Annotated in this window: 21 protein-coding genes, 1 tRNA gene and 2 pseudogenes; 17 read left to right on the top strand and 7 right to left on the bottom strand. The window is 64.3% G+C overall.

Annotated elements, in window-relative coordinates:
• The first annotated feature begins 165 nt into the window (after nt 1-165).
• From FJ970_RS03940 to FJ970_RS03925, 4 genes are read left to right on the top strand one after another with little or no spacing between them, the layout of a single operon-like run.
• A complete protein-coding gene (locus FJ970_RS03940) occupies nt 166-576 on the top strand; it encodes a VOC family protein (protein WP_140765020.1) in 411 nt (136 codons plus the stop codon).
• The gene (gene rdgB, locus FJ970_RS03935) at nt 576-1,238 is read left to right on the top strand and encodes an RdgB/HAM1 family non-canonical purine NTP pyrophosphatase (RefSeq protein WP_140765017.1); all 663 of its coding nucleotides are present in this window, start codon (nt 576-578) and stop codon (nt 1,236-1,238) included. The genes FJ970_RS03940 and rdgB overlap by 1 nt, the downstream gene beginning before the upstream one ends.
• Nucleotides 1,235-2,413: a radical SAM family heme chaperone HemW gene (gene hemW, locus FJ970_RS03930; RefSeq protein WP_140765014.1), complete on the top strand. Its 1,179-nt coding sequence runs from the start codon at nt 1,235-1,237 to the stop codon at nt 2,411-2,413. The genes rdgB and hemW overlap by 4 nt, the downstream gene beginning before the upstream one ends.
• Nucleotides 2,414-2,417: 4 nt before the next feature.
• Complete coding sequence (locus FJ970_RS03925; RefSeq protein WP_140765011.1) at nt 2,418-2,741, top strand: low molecular weight protein tyrosine phosphatase family protein; 324 nt, start codon at nt 2,418-2,420, stop codon at nt 2,739-2,741.
• A 61-nt stretch (nt 2,742-2,802) separates the two neighbouring features.
• On the opposite strand, the gene FJ970_RS03920 is transcribed toward FJ970_RS03925, so the two are convergent.
• Both FJ970_RS03920 and FJ970_RS03915 read right to left on the bottom strand, forming a co-directional pair.
• A complete protein-coding gene (locus FJ970_RS03920) occupies nt 2,803-2,991 on the bottom strand; it encodes a hypothetical protein (RefSeq protein ID WP_140765008.1) in 189 nt (62 codons plus the stop codon).
• 7 nt (nt 2,992-2,998) lie between these two features.
• The gene (locus tag FJ970_RS03915) at nt 2,999-3,184 is read right to left on the bottom strand and encodes a hypothetical protein (protein ID WP_140765005.1); all 186 of its coding nucleotides are present in this window, start codon (nt 3,182-3,184) and stop codon (nt 2,999-3,001) included.
• A gap of 168 nt (nt 3,185-3,352) precedes the next feature.
• Here FJ970_RS03915 and rsmI point away from each other — a divergent pair, with 168 nt between their 5' ends.
• Together rsmI and FJ970_RS03905 are read left to right on the top strand one after the other, a co-directional pair.
• A complete protein-coding gene (gene rsmI / locus FJ970_RS03910; RefSeq protein WP_140765002.1) occupies nt 3,353-4,249 on the top strand; it encodes a 16S rRNA (cytidine(1402)-2'-O)-methyltransferase in 897 nt (298 codons plus the stop codon).
• An 81-nt stretch (nt 4,250-4,330) separates the two neighbouring features.
• On the top strand, nt 4,331-4,708 hold the full coding sequence (locus FJ970_RS03905; protein WP_015314716.1) for a YraN family protein: 378 nt from the start codon (nt 4,331-4,333) through the stop codon (nt 4,706-4,708).
• 240 nt (nt 4,709-4,948) lie between these two features.
• On the opposite strand, the gene FJ970_RS03900 is transcribed toward FJ970_RS03905, so the two are convergent.
• Nucleotides 4,949-5,755: an undecaprenyl-diphosphate phosphatase gene (locus FJ970_RS03900; protein ID WP_140764999.1), complete on the bottom strand. Its 807-nt coding sequence runs from the start codon at nt 5,753-5,755 to the stop codon at nt 4,949-4,951.
• A 227-nt stretch (nt 5,756-5,982) separates the two neighbouring features.
• Here FJ970_RS03900 and FJ970_RS03895 point away from each other — a divergent pair, with 227 nt between their 5' ends.
• From FJ970_RS03895 to FJ970_RS03860, 8 genes are all read left to right on the top strand, one after another.
• The gene (locus tag FJ970_RS03895) at nt 5,983-6,675 is read left to right on the top strand and encodes a glutathione S-transferase family protein (protein WP_140764996.1); all 693 of its coding nucleotides are present in this window, start codon (nt 5,983-5,985) and stop codon (nt 6,673-6,675) included.
• Nucleotides 6,656-7,810, top strand: a complete 1,155-nt coding sequence (gene queG, locus FJ970_RS03890) for a tRNA epoxyqueuosine(34) reductase QueG (RefSeq protein ID WP_140764993.1) — start codon at nt 6,656-6,658, stop codon at nt 7,808-7,810. Before FJ970_RS03895 ends, queG begins: the two co-directional genes overlap by 20 nt.
• Nucleotides 7,807-8,706: an SDR family oxidoreductase gene (locus FJ970_RS03885; RefSeq protein ID WP_140764990.1), complete on the top strand. Its 900-nt coding sequence runs from the start codon at nt 7,807-7,809 to the stop codon at nt 8,704-8,706. Before queG ends, FJ970_RS03885 begins: the two co-directional genes overlap by 4 nt.
• A gap of 119 nt (nt 8,707-8,825) precedes the next feature.
• Complete coding sequence (mepA, locus tag FJ970_RS03880) at nt 8,826-9,911, top strand: penicillin-insensitive murein endopeptidase (protein WP_140764987.1); 1,086 nt, start codon at nt 8,826-8,828, stop codon at nt 9,909-9,911.
• Between the two features lie 334 nt (nt 9,912-10,245).
• Nucleotides 10,246-11,292 (top strand): glucokinase, encoded by a 1,047-nt coding sequence (locus FJ970_RS03875; RefSeq protein ID WP_140764984.1) that lies wholly within the window; start codon nt 10,246-10,248, stop codon nt 11,290-11,292.
• 79 nt (nt 11,293-11,371) lie between these two features.
• Nucleotides 11,372-13,231, top strand: a complete 1,860-nt coding sequence (locus tag FJ970_RS03870) for an ABC transporter ATP-binding protein (protein ID WP_140764982.1) — start codon at nt 11,372-11,374, stop codon at nt 13,229-13,231.
• Complete coding sequence (gene dapB, locus FJ970_RS03865) at nt 13,228-14,073, top strand: 4-hydroxy-tetrahydrodipicolinate reductase (protein WP_140764979.1); 846 nt, start codon at nt 13,228-13,230, stop codon at nt 14,071-14,073. Before FJ970_RS03870 ends, dapB begins: the two co-directional genes overlap by 4 nt.
• 91 nt (nt 14,074-14,164) lie before the next feature.
• On the top strand, nt 14,165-14,785 hold the full coding sequence (locus FJ970_RS03860) for a 2,3-bisphosphoglycerate-dependent phosphoglycerate mutase (RefSeq protein ID WP_140764976.1): 621 nt from the start codon (nt 14,165-14,167) through the stop codon (nt 14,783-14,785).
• 115 nt (nt 14,786-14,900) lie between these two features.
• Here FJ970_RS03860 and FJ970_RS33850 read toward each other — a convergent pair.
• Nucleotides 14,901-16,075, bottom strand: a pseudogene (locus FJ970_RS33850) (integrase core domain-containing protein).
• Nucleotides 16,076-16,155: 80 nt separating this feature from the next.
• Between FJ970_RS33850 and FJ970_RS03845 the strand changes: the two are divergent.
• Together FJ970_RS03845 and FJ970_RS03840 are read left to right on the top strand one after the other, a co-directional pair.
• Nucleotides 16,156-16,785: pseudogene (locus tag FJ970_RS03845) on the top strand (integrase core domain-containing protein); the annotation flags it as partial.
• Between the two features lie 172 nt (nt 16,786-16,957).
• A tRNA-Leu gene (locus FJ970_RS03840) sits at nt 16,958-17,042 on the top strand.
• Nucleotides 17,043-17,308: 266 nt separating this feature from the next.
• Here FJ970_RS03840 and FJ970_RS03835 read toward each other — a convergent pair.
• The 3 genes from FJ970_RS03835 to FJ970_RS03825 form a co-directional block, all read right to left on the bottom strand.
• A complete protein-coding gene (locus FJ970_RS03835; RefSeq protein WP_181178678.1) occupies nt 17,309-17,650 on the bottom strand; it encodes a phosphatase PAP2 family protein in 342 nt (113 codons plus the stop codon).
• 32 nt (nt 17,651-17,682) lie between these two features.
• Complete coding sequence (locus tag FJ970_RS03830) at nt 17,683-18,027, bottom strand: phosphatase PAP2 family protein (RefSeq protein WP_227792017.1); 345 nt, start codon at nt 18,025-18,027, stop codon at nt 17,683-17,685.
• Nucleotides 18,028-18,449: 422 nt separating this feature from the next.
• The gene (locus tag FJ970_RS03825; RefSeq protein WP_227792016.1) at nt 18,450-19,379 is read right to left on the bottom strand and encodes a phosphatase PAP2 family protein; all 930 of its coding nucleotides are present in this window, start codon (nt 19,377-19,379) and stop codon (nt 18,450-18,452) included.
• 454 nt (nt 19,380-19,833) lie between these two features.
• Here FJ970_RS03825 and FJ970_RS03820 point away from each other — a divergent pair, with 454 nt between their 5' ends.
• Nucleotides 19,834-20,376, top strand: a complete 543-nt coding sequence (locus tag FJ970_RS03820; RefSeq protein ID WP_140760287.1) for a cytochrome b — start codon at nt 19,834-19,836, stop codon at nt 20,374-20,376.
• The last annotated feature ends 68 nt before the right edge of the window (nt 20,377-20,444 follow it).

Genomic DNA, 20,444 nt, shown 5'->3' with positions numbered 1-20,444 from the left:
GAGCGCCCTTCTCTGTCCTGCCGGACATCTCCCCCACATGGGGGGAGATTGGCAGCTTCGGCGCTCCACTCAATCCTGCAACGCAAATGATTGGCGAAAGCCGCGATGGCCGCTGATCTCCCCCCTAGTGGGGGAGATCCCAGGCAGGGCAGAGGGGGGCGCCTCGTGATACCCTCCGCCATCCTGGAATCGGCCCTCTACGTCTCCGACCTCGACGCCGCTGAGCACTTCTACACCGACGTCCTCGGCCTCGAACCGCTCGGCAAGGTCGACGGCCGCCACCTCTTCTTCCGCTGCGGTCCGGGCGTTCTGCTCGTCTTCAACGCCGAGGCGACCAAAATTCCGCCCGCACCGGACGCGAGGCTAAAAGTGCCGCCGCACGGCGCTATCGGCGAAGGCCATCTGTGCTTTGCCGCGACCGCCGCTGAAATCGACGGCTGGAGAGCCCATCTCCAGGCGAAGAAAATCGCCATCGAAAGCGAATTCGAATGGCCGCAAGGTGGCCGTTCGATCTATATACGCGACCCCTCGGGCAATTCGATCGAGTTCGCCGAGCCAAGAATCTGGGGCCTTTGATGCATTCACTCGATGGCAAGAAGATCGTCGTCGCCAGCCACAACGCTGGCAAGCTGCGCGAATTCGCCGACCTGATGGGTCCGTTCGGCTTCGAGGCGAAATCGGCCAAGGCGTATGGCCTGCCCGAACCGGACGAAACCGGCACCACCTTCGAGGAAAACGCCTACATCAAGGCCTTCGCCGCCGCGAAGGCGACCGGCCTGCCGGCGCTGTCGGACGATTCCGGCCTCTGCGTCGACGCGCTCGACGGGGCGCCCGGCGTCTATACCGCCAACTGGGCCGAGACGCCGGACGGATCGCGCGATTTCGCCATGGCCATGCAGCGCACCGAAGTGGCGCTGCAGGAAGTCGGCGCGGCCACGCCCGAACGGCGCACGGGCCGCTTCGTCGCCGTCATCTGCCTCGCCTTTCCCGACGGCGAGGCCGAATATTATCGCGGCGAGGCCGAGGGCACGCTGGTCTGGCCGCCGCGCGGCGAGCTCGGTTTCGGCTACGATCCGGTGTTCCTGCCCAATGGCTTCGACAAAACCTTCGGCGAGATGAGCGCGGAGGAAAAGCACGGCTGGAAACCCGGCCAGGCGACGGCGCTGTCGCACCGCGCCCGCGCCTTCCAGAAATTCGCCCAAGCTCGGCTCGGTTCGGCCAGGCCTGGCTCAGCATGATCGGACCCGGCACCACCATGGCGCTCGACCGCAGTCCCGGCTTCGGCGTCTACGTACATTGGCCGTTCTGCGCGGCCAAATGCCCCTATTGCGACTTCAACAGCCATGTCCGCCACCAGCCGGTCGACCAGGAGCGTTTCGCCGCCGCCTTCGAGGCCGAGCTGGCAACGATGCGCCAGCGCACCGGGCCGCGCGAAGTGACCAGCATTTTTCTCGGCGGCGGCACGCCGTCGCTGATGAAGCCCGAAACGGTGGCCAGGGTTCTCGACGCGGTGGCCAGGAACTGGACGGTGCCTGACGGCATCGAGGTGACGCTCGAGGCCAACCCGTCTTCAGTCGAGGCGGAGCGTTTCCGTGGCTACCGGGCGGCGGGGGTCAACCGCGTCTCGCTCGGCGTGCAGGCGCTGAACGACAAGGATTTGCGCTTTCTCGGCCGGCTGCACAATGTCGAGGAAGCCTTGCACGCCATCGGGCTCGCGCGCGAAATCTTTCCGCGCCTGTCCTTCGACCTGATCTATGCGCGCCCCGGACAGACGCCACAGGATTGGCGGGCGGAGCTCGAACAGGCGATCGGCCATGCCGCCGACCATCTGTCGCTCTACCAGCTGACCATCGAGGAAGGCACGCCCTTCCATGCGCTGTACGCGGCGAAGAAATTCATCATTCCAGACAACGATCACGCCGCCGACCTCTACGCGTTGACGCAGGAAATCACGTCGGCGCACGGCCTGCCGGCCTACGAGATTTCCAACCACGCGCGGCCGGGCGCCGAGAGCCGGCACAATCTGACCTACTGGCGCTACGGCGAATATGTCGGCGTCGGCCCCGGCGCGCACGGCCGCTTCGTCGAGAACGGCCATCGGGTGGTGACCATCGCGGAGAGAATGCCGGAAACCTGGGCCAATCTGGTCGAGGCCAAGGGCCATGGCGTCACCGGCGGCGAGCTCCTGACGCGCTCGGAAGAGGCGGACGAGTTTCTTTTGATGGGGCTGCGGCTCGCTGAAGGCATCGACCTCTCCCGCTACGAGGCCTTTTCCGGACGCGGCTTGTCCACGGCGCGGCTGTCGGCGCTACAGGGCGAGGGGCTGGTGGCGCCGATCGGCAATGCGCGGCTGCGCGCCACGCCGGCCGGCATGATCGTGCTCGACGCCGTGGTGGCGGACCTAGCACGGTAATCCTTTGAAAAACGTCCTCTTCGTCTGCAGCCAGAACCGCTTGCGCAGCCCGACCGCCGAGCAGGTGTTTTCCACGCGGCGCGACATCGAAGTCACCTCGGCCGGCACCAATCACGATGCCGAAAAGCCGCTGACGCATGAGCTGGTCGCCTGGGCCGATATCATCTTTGTCATGGAGAAAATCCACCGCACGAAATTGCAGAAGAAATTCAAGGCCGGCCTGAAGGCGGCCAAGGTGATCTGCCTCGACATAGCGGACGACTACGAGTTCATGGACCCGGAGCTGATAGCGCTTCTGAAGGCACGCGTTTCACGATATCTGGACTGAGCGCCCGGCCCCGGCGTTCGCCTCTCCGCCTTCGGCGGCCGCCTCGCCGATCCGAGCCAGATCAGGCGTCGTGCTTGTGGCGGTGCTTTCCGCGCTCCTTCTCGGCGTGGGACTCTCCGGAGCGGACTGGCTTGGCGTTGTCCTTGTCGCGGCGGCCGCGGTGCTGGTCGCCCAAAGAGGGCAAGGGTGCGCCGTTGCGGGCGTTTTTCGTTTCAAGACGGGTGATGAAGATATCGAAGCGATTGGGCATCGTCCGGTCAGTGCTCCGTCGTGCTGTCGGGTTTGTTGTCGGAAAGCCTGACGTCTGTCGGCAAGGCACTCGCGGCCTGCTTGGTCAGGCTGGTCTCGTTCCGGGCTGGCAGCCGCTTGTCCTGGCGTGCGGCCATCCGGCTGCGGCCGGCATAATAGGGCTCGAAAGCGTCCTGTATCGTCAGGCTGTCCATCCTGCCCTCCCTTGGGAATCAGGGGCTAAATCTGCCAAGACCGGTTTCGTTCCCTACTGTGGCGAAGGAATGGCGATTGCCTTACATCGGCGTGAGTTTTGCAAGCCGGCGCCAGCCATGCCAAACAGGATTTGGCAGGCCAAACAGGCTTGAACGGAGACGGCATCGGTGACTGGCGAGACGGGCAAGCGCAGCTATGTGGTCGGGCAGACCGAGATCGCGGCCCGTCCGCTCGAGCCGGCGCTGTATCTGGTGGCGACGCCGATCGGCAATCTGGCCGACATCACGCTGCGCGCGCTGGAGACGCTGGCCGCCGCCGACATCGTCGCCTGCGAGGATACGCGCGTGTCGCGCGTGCTGCTCGACCGCTACGGCATTCGCCGCCGCACAACAGCCTATCATGAACACAATGCCGGCGAGGCCGGGCCGAAACTGATCGCGGCACTCGAAGCCGGCCAGAGCGTGGCGCTGATTTCCGATGCCGGCACGCCGCTGGTCTCCGATCCCGGCTACCGGCTGGTCGGCGAGGCGCTCGACCATGGCATTCGCGTCGTGCCGATTCCCGGGCCCTCGGCGCCGCTTGCCGCGCTCACCGCATCCGGCCTGCCGTCCGACGCCTTCCTGTTCGCCGGGTTTTTGCCGGTCAAGGTTGGCCAGCGGCTGTCGCGGCTGGAAGCGTTGAAAGCCGTGCCGGCGACGCTGATCTTCTTCGAATCGCCGCGCCGGCTGGCCGAGTCGCTCGGCGCCATGGTCGAAGCGCTCGGCGGCGAACGCCAAGCCGCCATCGGCCGGGAATTGACCAAGACCTTCGAGGAGATGCGCACCGGTACGCTGCGGGCGCTCGCCGACCATTATGCGGCGGCCGATACGCCGAAGGGCGAGATCGTCGTCTGCATCGGCCCCGCCGAGGCCAAGGCCAACGAACCCGAAGACATCGACCGTCTGCTTTTGTCGCTCGCCGCCGAAATGCCGGCCTCCAAGGCGGCGGCGGAGGCCGCGAAAATGACCGGCGGCCAGAAACAGGCGCTGTATCGGCGGCTGCTGGAACTCAGGGACAGGCCATGACCCCAAAAAGTGGAGCGTGGTTTTCTCGGACAAACGGTTTCGTTTGTCCAGAGGTCATGGTCGAGCAAAGGGAAGGCGGCGGTGGCTGAGCGCCCGAGCGCCAGCCGCCAGAAGGCCTACCGGCGCGGCCATCGCGGCGAATGGCTGGCGGCTGCCGCGCTGATGCTGAAGGGCTACCGCATCCTGGCGCGCCGCCATCGCACGCGCTTCGGCGAGATCGACCTGATCGCACGGCGTGGCGACCTCGTCCTGTTCGTCGAGGTCAAGGCGCGCCGCACGCTGATCGAAGCCATGGAAGCGATCGGCCACGAATCGGAGCGCCGCATCGAGGGTGCGGCCGACATCTGGCTGTCGCGCCAGCCGGACTATGGCAGGCTGTCGATGCGCTTCGACATGGTCGCCGTGCTACCCTGGCGCTGGCCGGTGCATGTCCCGAATGCGTTTTATGGGAGGAGCTAGATTGCAAAAGCGGTGCCGCCCCTCATCGCCCTGCCGGACACTTCTCCCCGTATAGTGACGGGGAGAAGGGAGCGGCCGCAGCGACTGCGCCCTTCTTGCAACCGTTGTAATTGGCGAAATCGCAGATGACAGCGCCCCTCTCACCGTCCCTATACGGGGAGAGGATGCCGGCAGGCAGGTGAGGGGCAGCGCAAATTTCTGATAACGCGCCTATTCAAACCGACGCGATTGCCCTTGCAATCACCCCCAAACCATCAGCGCCACCAACCCGACAATCCCCACCACCAGCCGCCACCAGCCGAACAGCGAGTAGCCGTTGCGCGAGACGTAATCGAGCAGGAAGCGGACCACGAACAGCGCCGTGACGAAGGCGGCGACGAAGCCGATGGCGATGATCGGCAGGTCGGCAGAAGTCAGCACGTTGCGGTTCTTGAACAGATCGAAGGCGAAGGCGCCGACCATGGTCGGGATGGCGAGGAAGAAGGAAAATTCCGCCGCCGCCCGCTTGTCGACGCCCAGAAGCAGCGCGCCGACGATGGTCGACCCGGAGCGGGACGTGCCGGGGATCAGCGACAGGCACTGGAAAAGCCCGATCTGCAGGTAAAGCCTGGTCGGAAACCGCTCGACGTCGCGATAGACCGGCTTGAGGTTCATGCGGTCGACCACCAGCAGCACCACGCCGCCGATGATCAGCATGATGCAGATCAGTCGCGGCGATTCGAACAGCACCGTCTTGATGAAGTCGTGCGCCAGCGCGCCGATGATCGCGGCCGGCAGGAAGGCGATGAGGATGCCGATGACGAAGTGCCGCGTCAGCCGGTCATGCGGCAGGTCGAGCAGCATCTGCCACAGGCGCCGGAAATAGACGCTGAGGATGGCCAGGATGGCGCCGAGCTGGATCAGGATCTCGAAGGCCTTGCCGGTCGACTGGAAGCCGAGGAAATGGCCCGCGAGCAGGATATGGCCGGTCGAGGACACCGGGATGAATTCGGTCAGTCCCTCCAGCAGGCCGAGCAGCAGGGCTTCGACGATGGTCTGGCTTTCCATTTCTACCTCGGCATTGGCGTGACGGCTAACGGAATGGCTTGCTTGTCATGGCGCCGAAGTCCCCCTATAGGTCGCAACACCCCTGACGGCCCGCTAACCGGGCGGCCAAGACTTACCGGTGCGCCTTGCGATTCGCCAGTGTGGCAATCCGGAATTCGCCACACCTGGGACAAGCGCGATGCGCGAATTCCGGATTCTGAACCAGTGCGCTTTATCATCGCGGAACCATGCTGACGCTTTTCCACCATCCCATGTTCGCCACCTGCCGCTTCGTCCGCCTCGCCTTTGGCGAGTATGGCGAGGAGCTGGCGCTGATCGAGGAAAAGCCGTGGACGCGCCGCAAGGAGTTCTTGGCGCTGAATCCGGCCGGCACGCTGCCGATCCTGCTGGCCGAGGGTGACGTGCCGATCATCGGTGCGACGGTCATCTCGGAATATCTCGACGAGACGCGCGGCGTGCTCAAGCGCGACAAGCGGCTGTTCGCCGAGGACCCGATGCAGCGCGCCGAAATCCGCCGGCTGATCGACTGGTATCTCAACAAGGCCGAAGGCGAAGTCACCCGCCACCTCGTGCGCGAGCGCGTGCTGAAGCCGGTGATGCCGGAAACCGCCGGCGGCGGTTCGCCCGATTCGGGCGCCATCCGCGCCGCGCGCGCCAACATCCGCCAGCACATGAAATACACCAACTGGCTGGCCGGCACCCGTCATTGGCTGGCCGGCGGCAGGGTCACCTATGCCGATCTGGCGGCCGCCGCGACGCTGTCGGTGCTCGACTATCTCGGCGAGATCGACTGGCGCGAACACCCCGCCGCGCGCGAATGGTACACGCGGGTGAAGTCGCGGCCCTCTTTCCGGCCGCTCTTGACCGACCGCGTGCGCGGCCTGTCGCCGGTATCGCATTATGCGGACCTCGACTTCTGACGCGGCAAAACTGCGTGCACTGATCGACGCGGAAGCGCGGCGCGCCGGCTTCGATGCCGTCGCCGTCACCACTCCCGACGCGATTCCGCTGGCGCCGGCACGGTTGGCCGAGTTCGTCGCCGACGGCTTTCACGGCTCCATGGACTGGATCGCCGAGACGATTGAGCGCCGCAGCGAGCCTTCGACGCTGTGGCCCGACGTGCGCTCGATCATAGTGCTGGCGATGAATTATGGGCCGGACCATGACCCGCGCGATGTGCTGGCAAGGCGCGACCGTGGCGCGATCTCGGTCTACGCGAAAAACCGCGACTATCACGAGGTGATGAAAGGCCGGCTGAAGGAAATCGCCGGCAAGATCGTCGCGCGCGCCGGCGGCGACGTGAAGGTGTTCGTCGATACCGCCCCCGTCATGGAAAAGCCGCTGGCGGAAGCAGCAGGCCTGGGCTGGCAAGGCAAGCACACCAATCTGGTCAGCCGCGAGCACGGCTCCTGGCTGTTCCTCGGCACCATTTTCACCACGGCCGAACTGGCGCCGGATAGCGCCGAGATCGACCATTGCGGCTCCTGCCGCGCCTGCCTCGACGCCTGCCCGACCGACGCGTTCCCAGCCCCCTATAGGCTCGATGCGCGGCGCTGCATTTCCTATCTCACCATCGAGAACAAGGGGCCGATCCCGCATGAATTCCGCGAGGCGATCGGCAACCGCATCTATGGCTGCGACGACTGCCTCGCCGCTTGCCCGTGGAACAAGTTCGCCCGCGCCGCGTCCGAAGCCAAGCTCGCCGCGCGCGACGAATTGCGTGAGCCTGCGCTCGCCGACCTCTTGGCCCTCAATGACGTGGCCTTCCGCGCCTTCTTCTCCGGCTCGCCGATCAAACGCATCGGTCGCGACCGCTTTGTCCGCAACGTGCTGATCGCCGCCGGCAATTCCGGCGAGGCCGCCCTTGCCGGCATCGTCCGGGACCTGCTCGGCGACGCCTCGCCGCTGGTGCGGGGCGCGGCAATATGGGCGCTGGCGCGGCTGGTGCCGGAAACCGAATATGCCGAACGGGCCGCGAACGGCCTGAAGAGCGAGAGCGATGGCGCCGTCCGCGAGGAATGGCGCCTGGCGCGGCCAAACAGGACGCATGCATGAGCGAAAAGCAGGTCTTCATCTTCGGCGCCGGCTATTCGGGTAAGGCCTTTGCCCGCGCCAATACGGGAGCCGCCACGATCGTCGGCACGACACGCGTTGAAGAAAAATTCGATGCGCTGCGGCAGGCCGGCATCGACCCACTGCTGTTCGATGGGAGGTTGACGGGCGACATCGGCGATGCGCTGGAGAAAACCACCCATCTGGTGATTTCGATCGCCCCGGAAGAAACCGGCGATCCCGTGCTGAATGCCGCCCGGGAAGCAATCGCGGGGATGCCTGACCTGAAGTGGATCGGCTATCTCTCGACCGTCGGCGTCTATGGCGATCATGGCGGTGCCTGGGTCGATGAAACGGCCGCGTGCCGGCCGGTTTCGAAGCGCTCGATGATGCGGGTCGAGGCCGAGCAGTCCTGGCTGAAACTCGGCCGGGACATCGACCGGCCGGTGGCGATCCTGCGGCTGTCGGGCATCTACGGTCCGGGCCGCAACGCGCTGGTCAACCTGGAAAACGGCACGGCCAGACGCCTGGTCAAGCCGGACCAGGTGTTCAACCGCATCCATTGCGACGACATATCGGGCGCGCTGTGGCATCTGATCGGCGGCAATACGGGCGGCATCTTCAATGTCACCGACGATGAGCCGGCGCCGCCGCAGGATGTCGTCGCCTATGCCGCTTCGCTGATGGGGGTTGAGCCGCCGCCCGAAATTCCGTTCGAGACCGCGCAACTTTCGCCCATGGCGCGGTCCTTCTATGGCGAGAACAAGCGGGTCGCCAATGCGGCGATCAAGGCGGCGGGCTATCGGTTTCGCTTTCCCGACTATCGCGCCGCCTTCGACCATATGTGGGCAAGCGGCGACTGGCGCGAGGGCGCGCCGCGCAGTCCGATGAAGGGATAAGCAATTCCAGGAAAAGTGTGAAACGGTTTTCCGTCCGGAATTGCGCCAAAAGCTAGAGCGATCGAAGCGTCGCATGTTGCGTGCTATGATTCGGGCTTGGGGTTTGTGGATCCGGTTTCATGAAGACAGCGACGTCTCTCGGAAAAAAATCACTGCTCGCCGCCGCGCTTGGTCTGTTCGCATTGACCGGTCTCGCCCCACAACCGGCAGCGGCCGAGGAACGGGCAAAAGACCTGTTCGGCGCCGAGAAACTGCCGACGGCTACCGCCCCTCAATCCTTCGGCTTCTATTCCAAGGGCTGCTTTGCCGGCGGCGTCGCCATTCCCATGGATGGCCCGACCTGGCAGGTGATGCGGCCATCGCGCAACCGTCGCTGGGGCCATCCGGCGCTGATCGCGCTGATCGAGAAACTGTCGCGCGACGCGGTCGCCGACGGCTGGCCGGGTCTGCTGATCGGCGACATCGCGCAGCCGCGCGGCGGCCCGATGCTGACCGGCCATGCGTCGCACCAGATCGGGTTGGACGCCGACATCTGGCTGACGCCGATGCCCGACCGCACGATGACCAGGGCGCAGCGCGAGACCATGAGCGCCACGCTGATGGTCGACGAGAAGACGCATCTGGTGAAGGACGCGCTATGGACGCCGCAGCACACGGCGTTGCTGAAGCGCGCGGCGAGCTATCCGCAGGTCGAGCGCATCTTGGTCAATCCGGGCATCAAGAAAAAGCTCTGCGACACCGTCAAGGGTGACCGCTCCTGGCTGCGCAAGATCAGGCCGTTCTGGGGCCACGACTATCATTTCCACATGCGCATCGGCTGCCAGCCGGGCTCGCCCAACTGCAAGGCGCAGGAGGCGACACCGGATGACGACGGCTGCGGCAAGCCGCTGGCCTGGTGGTTCACCGAAGAGCCGTGGCGGCCCAACAAGAACCCCGATGCGCCCAAGGCCCGCGACCTGATGACGATGGCCAACCTGCCCAGGGAATGCCGCGCCGTGCTCGACGCGCCGGGGCCTGCCTCGGCCGAGGCCGCGACCTATCATGGCGACGCGGTGCCGATCGCGGTGGCGGCGCCCGAACCCGAAGCGCCGGCGCTGCCCGCTGTGACGGCCAGCAGCACGGCCGGCCTGCCAAGCGCTGTGAACGCCTTCATGGCGACACCGGAGGTCGGCGTGCCGGTGCCACGGCCACGGCCCGGCAATTGACGATTGATTGCCGAGGTCGGCGCCGCCCCTCATCGCCCTGCCGGGCACTTCTCCCCGTATAGGGACGGGGAGAAGGGGCTGGCCGCAACCTCCGCGTCCTCCTTGCAATACTGGTGATTGGCGAAATCGGCGATGGTAGCCCCCTCTCCCCGTCACTATACGGGGAGAGGATGCCGGCAGGCAGGTGAGGGGCGGCGCAGACGGCGCAAGGATCGGATTCAAATTCGAAGCGATTGTCCTGGAACTGAAAGCAAGCGGCTTTCCCTTTGCAAGGCCATGCGCTAGTCAACGGGAAAACAGCGGCACGTAGCCCGGACGGGGAACGGACGAGAGCATGCCAAGCACAGCCGATGACGAGACTTTGCTGCGATTTCCGATCCTGATCGGCGATATCGGCGGCACCAATGCGCGCTTTTCGATCGTGCTCGACGCCAACTCCGAGGCCGGCGAGCCGACCATCGTCCAGACCGCCAATTACAACACCATCGACGAGGCGATCCAGGCGGCCGTGCTCGACCGCTCCTCGGTCCGTCCCAATTCGGCGGTGCTGGCGGTGGCCGGGCCGGTCGACGGCGACGAGATCGAGCTCACCAACTGCCCGTGGGTCGTCAAGCCTAGGCAGATGTTCGCCAGTCTCGGCTTGAGCGACATCGTCGTGCTCAACGATTTCGAGGCGCAGGCGCTGGCCGTCGTGGCGCTCGGCGAAGAGCATATGGAAAAGATCGGCGGCGGCACGCCGGAGCCCAATGCCGGCCGCGTCGTGCTGGGGCCGGGAACCGGGCTCGGCGTCGCCGGGCTGGTCCATGCGCTGCATGACTGGATACCGGTGCCCGGCGAAGGCGGCCATATGGACATCGGCCCGCGCACGCCGCGCGATTTCGAGGTGTTTCCGCATATCGAGAAGCTCGAGGGCCGCATTTCGGGTGAGCAGATCCTGTGCGGACGCGGCCTAGTCAACGTCTACCGGGCGGTGGCCAAGGCGGACGGCAAGCCGTCGCCCTTCACCACGCCGGCCGAGGTCACCGCTGCGGCGCTGGCCAAGACCGATCCTGTGGCGCAGGAAGCGCTGGAGACCTTCGTCACCTGCCTCGGCCGCACCGCGGGCGACCTTGCGCTGGTGTTCATGAGCCGGGGCGGCGTGTTCCTCACCGGCGGCATCGCGCAAAAGATCGTGCCGGCATTGAAGGAGGGCAATTTCCGCGCCGCCTTCGAGGACAAGGCGCCGCACAGCGCGCTGATGCGCACCATGCCGGTCTATGTCATCACCCATCCGCTGGCGGCGCTCCTCGGACTTGCCGCCTATGCCAGGAACCCCTCACTGTTCGGCGTCCAGACGGCGGGCCGGCGCTGGCGCGACGAAGTTAGTCAGCCCAAGGCATAGGCAAGCCGGCTGCTTGGCGTTAATAGGGGTGCCGAATTGCCCGGCCACCGGGAAGCGGAAACCGACGAAGCCCTCTGATTTGACACTTCAAAACCCAAACAAGCTGAAAGCCCGGCCTGGCGAGGTCACAGCGGTGCTGCGCCGCATTCTCGCTGAGAACAGCCATGACTATCGCTGGACCTATGTCATGGTCATCACCTGTTCGCTGATCGTTTCGGGCACGACCGCCTTCACGGCCTGGATCATGGCCCCGATGGTCAACCAGATCTTCTACGAACGGCGTGGCGACGCGATCGTGTGGATCTGCGCCGGCTTCATGGCGGCCTTCCTGCTGCGCGGCTTCGCCGGCTATGGCCAGGCGGTGGCGCTGGCCAAGATCGGCAACAATCTGGTGGCGCGCTACCAGAAGCGCATCTTCGATCACCTGATGAAGCTCGGCGTCGGCTTCTTCAACGACACACGTTCCGGCCGGCTGGCGGCGCAGGTCAACGAAAACGTCGGCGGCATCCGCGACCTGCTGTCGTTGACGCTGACCTCGATCACCCGCGACGCCGTGACGCTGATCGGGCTTCTCGGCGTCATGGTCTACCAGGATCCGGTTCTGTCGCTCAGTTCGCTGCTGATCGGGCCGCCGCTGATCTGGGCCGTCGTCTACCTCACCCGTCGCGTGCGGCGCATAACCCGCGAATCCGTGCTGATCAATTCGCGGTTGATCGGCGCCGTGCAGGAAGCGACGCAAGGGATCGCCATCGTCAAGGCATTCACCATGGAGGACGAGTTGGCGGGCCGCATCGGCAAGCTTGCCAGCGACGCCGAACAGCGCTCCAACAAGATTGCCCGCGTCTCCGAACGGTTGGCGCCGATTTCCGATATGCTGGCCGGCCTCGCCGTCACCTCCGTCATCGCCTATTCCGGTTACCGGGCGCTCGTTCTCGGGCAGCCGCCGGGCGCGGTCTTTTCCTTCATCACCGCGCTGATCCTGGCCTATGACCCGGCACGGCGCCTGGCGCGCATGCAGGTCGGCATGGAGCGGGCGCTGGTCAATGCACGCATGATCTACGAACTGCTCGACCTCGAGCCGAAGCAGGGCGACGCCCCGGATGCCACGCAGGCGCATTTCACCACGGGCGAAGTGCGCTTCGACAACGTATCCTTCCGTTATGTCGAGGAGGCACCGGTCCTGCAGGGTCTGAGCTTTGTCGCCGCCGCCGGCAAGATGACCGCCGTCATCGGCGCATCCGGCGCCGGCAAGACGACGCTGGTGGCGCTGCTGCAGCGCTTCTACGACGTCGAGAGCGGCACGATCACGATCGACGGCCAGGATATCTCGAAGGTCACCAAACAGTCGCTGCGCGGCTCGATCGCCTATGTCTCGCAGGCCCCCTACCTGTTCGAAGGCACCATCCGCGACAACATCCGCTATGGCCGCCCCTCGGCCACCGATGCCGAGATCGAACAGGCCGCGCGACTGGCCGCGGCCGACGAATTCATCCGCCAGCAGCCGCAAGGCTATGACACGCCGGTCGGCGAGAATGGCGCCACGCTGTCCGGCGGCCAGCGCCAGCGCGTATCGATCGCCCGCGCCATCGTGCGTCAGGCGCCGATCCTGCTGCTCGACGAGGCGACATCGGCGCTCGACAACGAGGCCGAAGCCCGGGTCCAGCAGGCGCTCACCAAGGTCATGGAAGGGCGCACCACCATCGTCATCGCGCACCGCCTCTCGACCGTGGTCAATGCCGACCACATCATCGTGCTGGAACAGGGCCATCTGGTCGAGGAGGGTACGCACGCCTCGCTGATGGCCGACCCGCACAGCGTCTATGCCCGTTTCCACCGGATACAGGGCGTCAAGGGCCTGGGGCTTGTCGACGACAGCGCGCCGGTCGAGACTTCGGTTCAGGACTTGGAAACCCAGAACGTCGCCGGGAGCACGGCATGAGCGAAACATCGGCAACATCGGGCGAGCCGACCAGCGATATGGGCCTTGTGGTGGTGGGCGCGGCCGGCCGCATGGGCCAGACGCTGATCCGTGCCATCCACGCCATTCCGGGCGCCCGCGTCATCGGCGCGGTCGAGCGCGCGGATTCGCCTCACCTGGGCAAGGATGCAGGCGAACTGGCCGGCGTCGGCCGCATCGATGTGGCGATCGGCAGCGATCCTTTACCAGTCTTCGCCAGGGCCGATGGCGTGCTCGATTTCACCACTCCGGCCTCCACGGTAGAGTTCGCCGGCTACGCGGCGCAGGCGCGCATCGTCCATGTCATCGGCACGACCGGCTGTTCGGCCGACGACAATGCGAAAATCGCCGCCGCCGCGCGCCACGCGACCATCGTCAAGTCGGGCAATATGAGCCTCGGCGTCAACCTGCTGGCGGTGCTGGTCGAGCAGGCGGCGCGCGCGCTCGATGCCGATGATTTCGACATCGAGATCCTCGAAATGCACCACAGGCACAAGGTCGACGCGCCTTCGGGCACGGCGCTTCTGCTCGGCGAAGCCGCCGCCGCCGGGCGCGGCATCGCACTGGCCGGCAACGAAGTGCGTTCACGCGACGGCCATACGGGTGTGCGAAAAACCGGCTCGATCGGCTTCGCCGCCCTGCGCGGCGGCTCGGTCGTCGGCGACCACAGCGTGATCCTGGCCGGCACCGGCGAGCGCATCACGCTGTCCCACCATGCCGAGGACCGCGCCATCTTCGCCCGCGGCGCCGTCAAGGCCGCACTGTGGGCGCGCGGCAGGAAGCCGGGACTGTATTCGATGCGCGACGTGCTCGGGCTTGCCTGAAACGACCCTGAACCATCTTCGTTCCTACGCAAGTCCGGACGGAAAACCGCTACACACTTTCCTTGAACGCTCAGACCCCAGAGGAGCAAAAATGTCGAGAACTCTCGTGCTCGTTCGCCACGGCCAGAGCGAATGGAATTTGAAGAACCTGTTCACCGGCTGGCGTGACGTCGACCTGACCGAGCAGGGCCACGCCGAGGCCAAGGCCGCCGGGCAGAAGCTCGAGGCGCGCGGCCTGAAATTCGACATCGCCTTCACCTCGGCGCTGGTCCGTGCGCAGAAAACCTGCCAGCACATTCTCGACGCGGTCGGCCAGAGCGACCTCAAGACCATTCGCGACCAGGCGCTCAACGAGCGCGACTATGGCGACCTCTCCGGTCTCAACAAGGACGACGCACGCCAGAAATGGGGCGAGGAGCAGGTGCATGTCTGGCGCCGCTCCTATGACGTGTCGCCGCCCGGCGGCGAGAGCCTGAAGGACACCGGCGCCCGCGTCTGGCCCTACTACCTGCACGACCTGCAGCCGCACGTGCTGCGCGGCGGCACGGTGCTGGTCGCCGCCCACGGCAATTCGCTGCGTGCGCTGATCATGGCGCTGGACGGCAAGTCGGGCGAGGAGATCGTCAAGCTGGAGCTCGGCACCGGCGTGCCTGTGATCTACCAGCTCAATGCCGATTCGACCGTGGCCTCGAAGGAAGTGCTGGAAGGCTGAGCTTCTGTTAGTTCTGCCAATTGTGACGTTAGCGCCGCCCCTCATTGTCCTGCCGTGTCCAGCGGATAGATGGGTAACAGAATGAACCGGATACATAGGTAACAGTTTTCTCCCCCTAAGATGCGGTTGCCGCAGCGCCAAGCGGTCCGGTTGGCGCGGCGCTGCGGCGAACCAGTTTCATGTGCTTGTCGTCGATGAAGCCGAGCGGATGGGCGTAGAAACGCATGGCCCACTTGCCGTTCTCGGTCTCCTCAATGGCGATCGGTTCGCCGGCCAACGTGGCCGAGACATAGATCTCTGTGCCTCGCCATTTGACGGCGCCATTCTGGCGCACGCCGCGCACCGCTGCCTCGGCCGGATAGTCGGGTTCAGGAGCTGTCTTCGGCATCGGCCGGGTCGAGGGACGGTAGTGCTGCGCCGGGGTGTCCATGCTAAGCGCCTCGTGCGGACGCTCCTCATTGTAGCTGCGCCGAAAGTCCTCGAAAGCCTGGCTCTGGGCCGCCCTGTCGGCCGCCGGTTCCTTGGCCATCGGCAGCATGGCCAGGTGGAAACGCTCATGACGTCCGTTCTGCTGCGGCTTGCCTGGCTGGATGCGCTCCAGAGCGATGCCGAGCTTGATGAAGCGCACCGCAAGCGGCGTCAACCCTGTGACGCCGGCCGACGCAAATGGCGGGCCGTTGTCGCTTCGGATGCGATCCGGCAGACCGTTCTCCTCAAACAGCCGCTCAAACACCGGCCACGCCTCCTCGTCGGCCGTCGAGCCCGTCGCCTCGAGCCCCAGCAGATAGCGGCTCAATGCATCCATCACCGTCAACGGCTCGCAGCGCCATCCGTCACGGGTCCGGAACCACCCCTTGTGGTCTGCCGTCCACACCGCATTCGGCTCCGCAGGCTCCGGCCATGGCCCGTTGCCCTCAGCCCGCCAGCGCCTGCGCCGGCGTCCCACAAGACCGTGCCGCTTCAGGATCTCGCCTGCCGTCGAGACCGCCGGCCAGTCGCAGCAGGGCTCGCTGCGTCTCAGGCGCGCAATGATCTTCTTTGGACCCCACAGCCCGCCAAAATCCGATCCACCAGCTCCGCTGCCGTTGCTCGGCCGTGCTCGAGCGGCGCCCGCGGCAGATCATGCAAACCTTCCGGGCCAAACTCCCGATAGCGACCAAGCCATTTGTAGCCGCTCTTGCGCGATATGCCGTAGGCCCCACAAAGCGCGCTCATCGTCTCCTCGCCGGCCAGGCAATCCACTACAAACCGAAGCCGCTCGTCCATGATGCCAGTCTCTCGCCAAACCATCGCCGGTCCTCCCGGCGGACAAGAAAACTGTCACCCATGCTATCGGTCCATTCTGTTACCTATCTATCCGGTTCGGACAGGAGGCGTGGCCGGTGTTTGAGCGGCTGTTTGAGGAGAACGGTCTGCCGGATCGCATCCGAAGCGACAACGGCCCGCCATTTGCGTCGGCCGGCGTCACAGGGTTGACGCCGCTTGCGGTGCGCTTCATCAAGCTCGGCATCGCTCTGGAGCGCATCCAGCCAGGCAAGCCGCAGCAGAACGGACGTCATGAGCGTTTCCACCTGACCATGCTGCCGATGGCCAAGGAACCGGCGGCCGACAGGGCGGCCCAGAGCCAGGCTTTCGAGGACTTTCGGCGCAGCTACAATGAGGAGCGTCCGCACGAGGCGCTTAGCATGGACACCCCGGCGCAGCACTACCGTCCCTCGACCCGGCCGATGCCGAAGACAGCTCCTGAACCCGACTATCCGGCCGAGGCAGCGGTGCGCGGCGTGCGCCAGAATGGCGCCGTCAAATGGCGAGGCACAGAGATCTATGTCTCGGCCACGTTGGCCGGCGAACCGATCGCCATTGAGGAGACCGAGAACGGCAAGTGGGCCATGCGTTTCTACGCCCATCCGCTCGGCTTCATCGACGACAAGCACATGAAACTGGTTCGCCGCAGCGCCGCGCCAACCGGACCGCTTGGCGCTGCGGCAACCGCATCTTAGGGGGAGAAAACTGTTACCTATGTATCCGGTTCATTCTGTTACCCATCTATCCGCTGGACACCGGCAGGCAGGTGAGGGGCAGCGCCGACGCCCGAAACTGAGTCGGCGAGTGGCGGCCTTCGAAAAAAGCGCGTTGACAGCAATCGCTTGCCCGCTTATTGAGCCCGCACCAGCCCAGATGGCGGAATTGGTAGACGCGCACGGTTCAGGTCCGTGTTCCGCAAGGAGTGGAGGTTCGAGTCCTCTTCTGGGCACCATTTTTTCCCGACTACCAACGGGATCACAAGCCATTCGATTTATTGCGCCCACTTTTTTGTGCATTTTTGGCGTGTCCGCCTGTTGAACTAAAAGGCTGCTACGGCACGAGCACGCGGTTTACCCCTGCCGCCAATCGAATGGTGCGGCGGGAGGGACGACGATGGCCGCAGAGCTCCTACGCGGCGCCCCCGGGCTTGCCGGAGGATAAACCGGTCCGGGCGCGCCAACTCCCTTTACATTGCCGCACCTCTCTCTCACGCGACGCTCAAGAGAGTGCCACTGTTCGCTCCTGGCCAAGCTTTCCGCAACACAGCCAGATGGCGAGCGCTACGGTAACGCCGACAATGCCATCCACGGCGTAGTGCCATCCAAGATGAATGGAGCCGAGAAAGATCAGCACGGCATAGGCCAGCATGACATGGCCGAACCTGCGGTTGATGGAGTACGCGACCGCCGCAAACAATGCCGCCTGCGCGTTGTGCATGCTGGGCATGGCCGAGATGCCTCCGGGCAGGTCGACATTGCCAATATAGACCTGCCAGAGAAGATTCTTGGCCAAGGCTGAAGACAACGGATAGGCGGCTGCGACCTCATCAAGATAACGCATGAGATCGACATACGGCGAGGGCGTGCCCGGGACTATTTTCGAAAAGTAACAGGTCCCGCGGAAGAGAACATCGCTGCCATCACGAGGCCTATCAGGAGCCAGGAAATGACCGTTGCCCGCCAGTAGCGGACACGCATCGGCTGCGGCACGCGCGGGCTGGCGAACAGCCCTCCCCAGAACAGGAAGACCATCGGCACCCATGATGAATACGCAATGTCGAACAGCAGGGTGATCCAGGGTACGCCAACGATCGGCTGAATGATTTGCCATGCCTGGTATCCACCCAAAAGACTTGCGTCCCAGCGGGAGAAGGTTTCGTCCCATTGGAAGGGGACCACAACCGGGATCATCATCTTGTTGTAGAGGAAGGCTGCCATGAAGAGGGCCAATATGGCGCAAGCGTAGAGATACCGTACCAACGTGTTCGACGTAACCAAGCTTCGCAGCTGAGCCGTTGCGAGACTGACGGGTGATCCATGGCGACCCCGGACGAGCGCGCATGAACAAGCCCAGAGGACAAGGGCGGAACTTAACAACACAAAGGCTCGAACGACCCGGCCGGCATATTCGAAGACATGGGGCAGGATCGATTCGCCCCTGATTGTTGCGACCAGAAAGGTCAGGACGACGAACGCAAGGACGGTTGCGTGAAGCGTCGCATCGCGGCGCCTCGCGTATGCGAGCCACAGACGAAACCGCTTTGCTTGCGAAAGATCTCGCGTGGTTTCAGAAGAAGCCATGGACAAATACCAGGTATTCGAAGGTTTCGCGTCGGTATGATACGGCGAGTCGGCAAAAGCTATTCGCGCACCAGGCGCCCGCTCCCCCACCAGATCGCCGATACCGCTATGATCGAGATATAGCCGTCCACCGCGTAGTGCCATCCGGTGTATACCGACCCGTACATGATCAAGGCCGCGAAGATCCAGCCGAGAACGCCAAGCCAGCGGTTGAGGGAGGAAAGGAAATATGCGTTCAGGACGGCAAGGGCGACGTGCAGGCTGGGCATGGCCGAGATGCCGCCTCCCAGGCCTGCATTCCCTGTCGTGTGCAGGGTCAAGAGATAATCGGCGTATTCTCGCACGATAACGCTGGACTCCAGCGCAGACATGGCGACCCCGAGACCACCGAAGCGATTATCGCCGACAAAGTGATCATAGTAGATCGGACCCGCCGACGACAGGAAGAGGGCGAGCAAGGTACCAATGATCGAGATGGTCAACGCCAACGCCCAGAGATAGCGAATGCGTGCGATCCGATCCGACCACATCGCCACGAAAAGAACCGTTCCAAACCATTGCGCATACCAAAGCACATCGTAATTCTTGAAAACGAAGAACGCCCATAGATCGTGATCGAGACGATGCGCCAATTCCCATGGCGCCGCTCGGTGTATCCACTCGTCGAGGTCGGCAAGCCATGGGTCGGCATAGAACGGAACGATCCTCGGGATCATGCTCTTGTGGGTGGAAAACGCAGTCATCCCGACGAGGAAGAACAGGAGCACCGGCACACACCCCCGCCAGCGCGCTCGAAGCAGTTCGACGGCGTATCGCGTCGGAGCCTGACGCCCGAAAATGAGCGCGGCGGTGCCAACGCCGCCAACCAACAATATCGGAATGGCGACGACGAATTTTTCGACGTGAATCTGACTTAGAGCTACGAATGATTGCGGGTCCAGGAAGAATGCGACCAGGACATAGATGCCTACGCAGAATGCCAGTCTCACTGACCATTTTGCCGGCGGGCTGTACTGAGAAACTTCAGTAGTTAAGACCATTGTATTTTAACTATCTCTAATATGCGATACTATTCAAAGTACCTTATCGATACCGGTCCTATCTTACTTATAGGTTACTTTGACTTGATCAAAATGCGCACCGTCGAGGCAGGCCTCGCAGCTAGGCAGCGACACAGGCACGACGCACCGCCCACCATCCACGCCGCAATTCCCGCCAGCACCGCGATCTTCGGCGCCCGCCGCGACCACGCGTTTCCAACGCTGGCCGAGGCGGATGTCGATCGCATGCGCCGGTTCGGCTACGGCTCAGTGCCTCATCTCCCGGCGCCTCCCGAAAGGACGCATCGTGTCCGGCCCGGCGCGACCAAAAAGGACCACTGTCCCGACAAAGCTTTGACATGATCGCGCGTAGTTTAGAAACATTCAAAACTGGATGCCTCGCATGAATCCCACCTACACAAGCGCGCAAAAGGCCATGCACTGGGCCGTGTTCCTGCTGGTTATCGGTCTTTATGGCTTGACCTATGTCGAGGAGCTTTTTCCCCGCGGCGACCCCGGCCGTGCGCTCGTCTGGTGGCTTCATATTTCGTTTGGGATGCTCTTGTTCGTGCTGATCGTTGTCCGCGTCGGCCTGCGCCTGACATTGGGAACCCCGGGGCTGCCGCGGCAAATGTCAGAGCTGGAACGATGGACGGCCAAGGTCGCGCATCTGGTGCTTTACGCACTGCTCGTGGCCATACCGGTTCTTGGCATCGTGTTGACGTGGTACAGGGGCGATGCGTTGAGCTTCTTTGGCCTCTTCACCATCCCGGCGCCGGTTTCTCCCGACCGCGACGCGGCCCGATTCGTAAGGGAGCTGCACAGCCTCTGCGCCAATCTGATCCTCATCCTTGCCGGACTGCATGCGGCCGCTGCGCTGTGGCATCATTTCATACGCAAGGACGATGTGCTCAAGCGTATGTTGCCGGATGCGGCTGGCTCCTGAGAGGCGGCGGCGGCCCAAGGCGATCATTCCTCTGGGCGGCGAACCCTGAGTTTCGAAATTCTCAAGTG

Source organism: Mesorhizobium sp. B2-1-8, from assembly GCF_006442545.2.
GTDB lineage: Bacteria > Pseudomonadota > Alphaproteobacteria > Rhizobiales > Rhizobiaceae > Mesorhizobium.
Note: the sequence above shows the minus strand (reverse complement) of the source record. Positions and strands in the feature narration are given on the sequence as shown.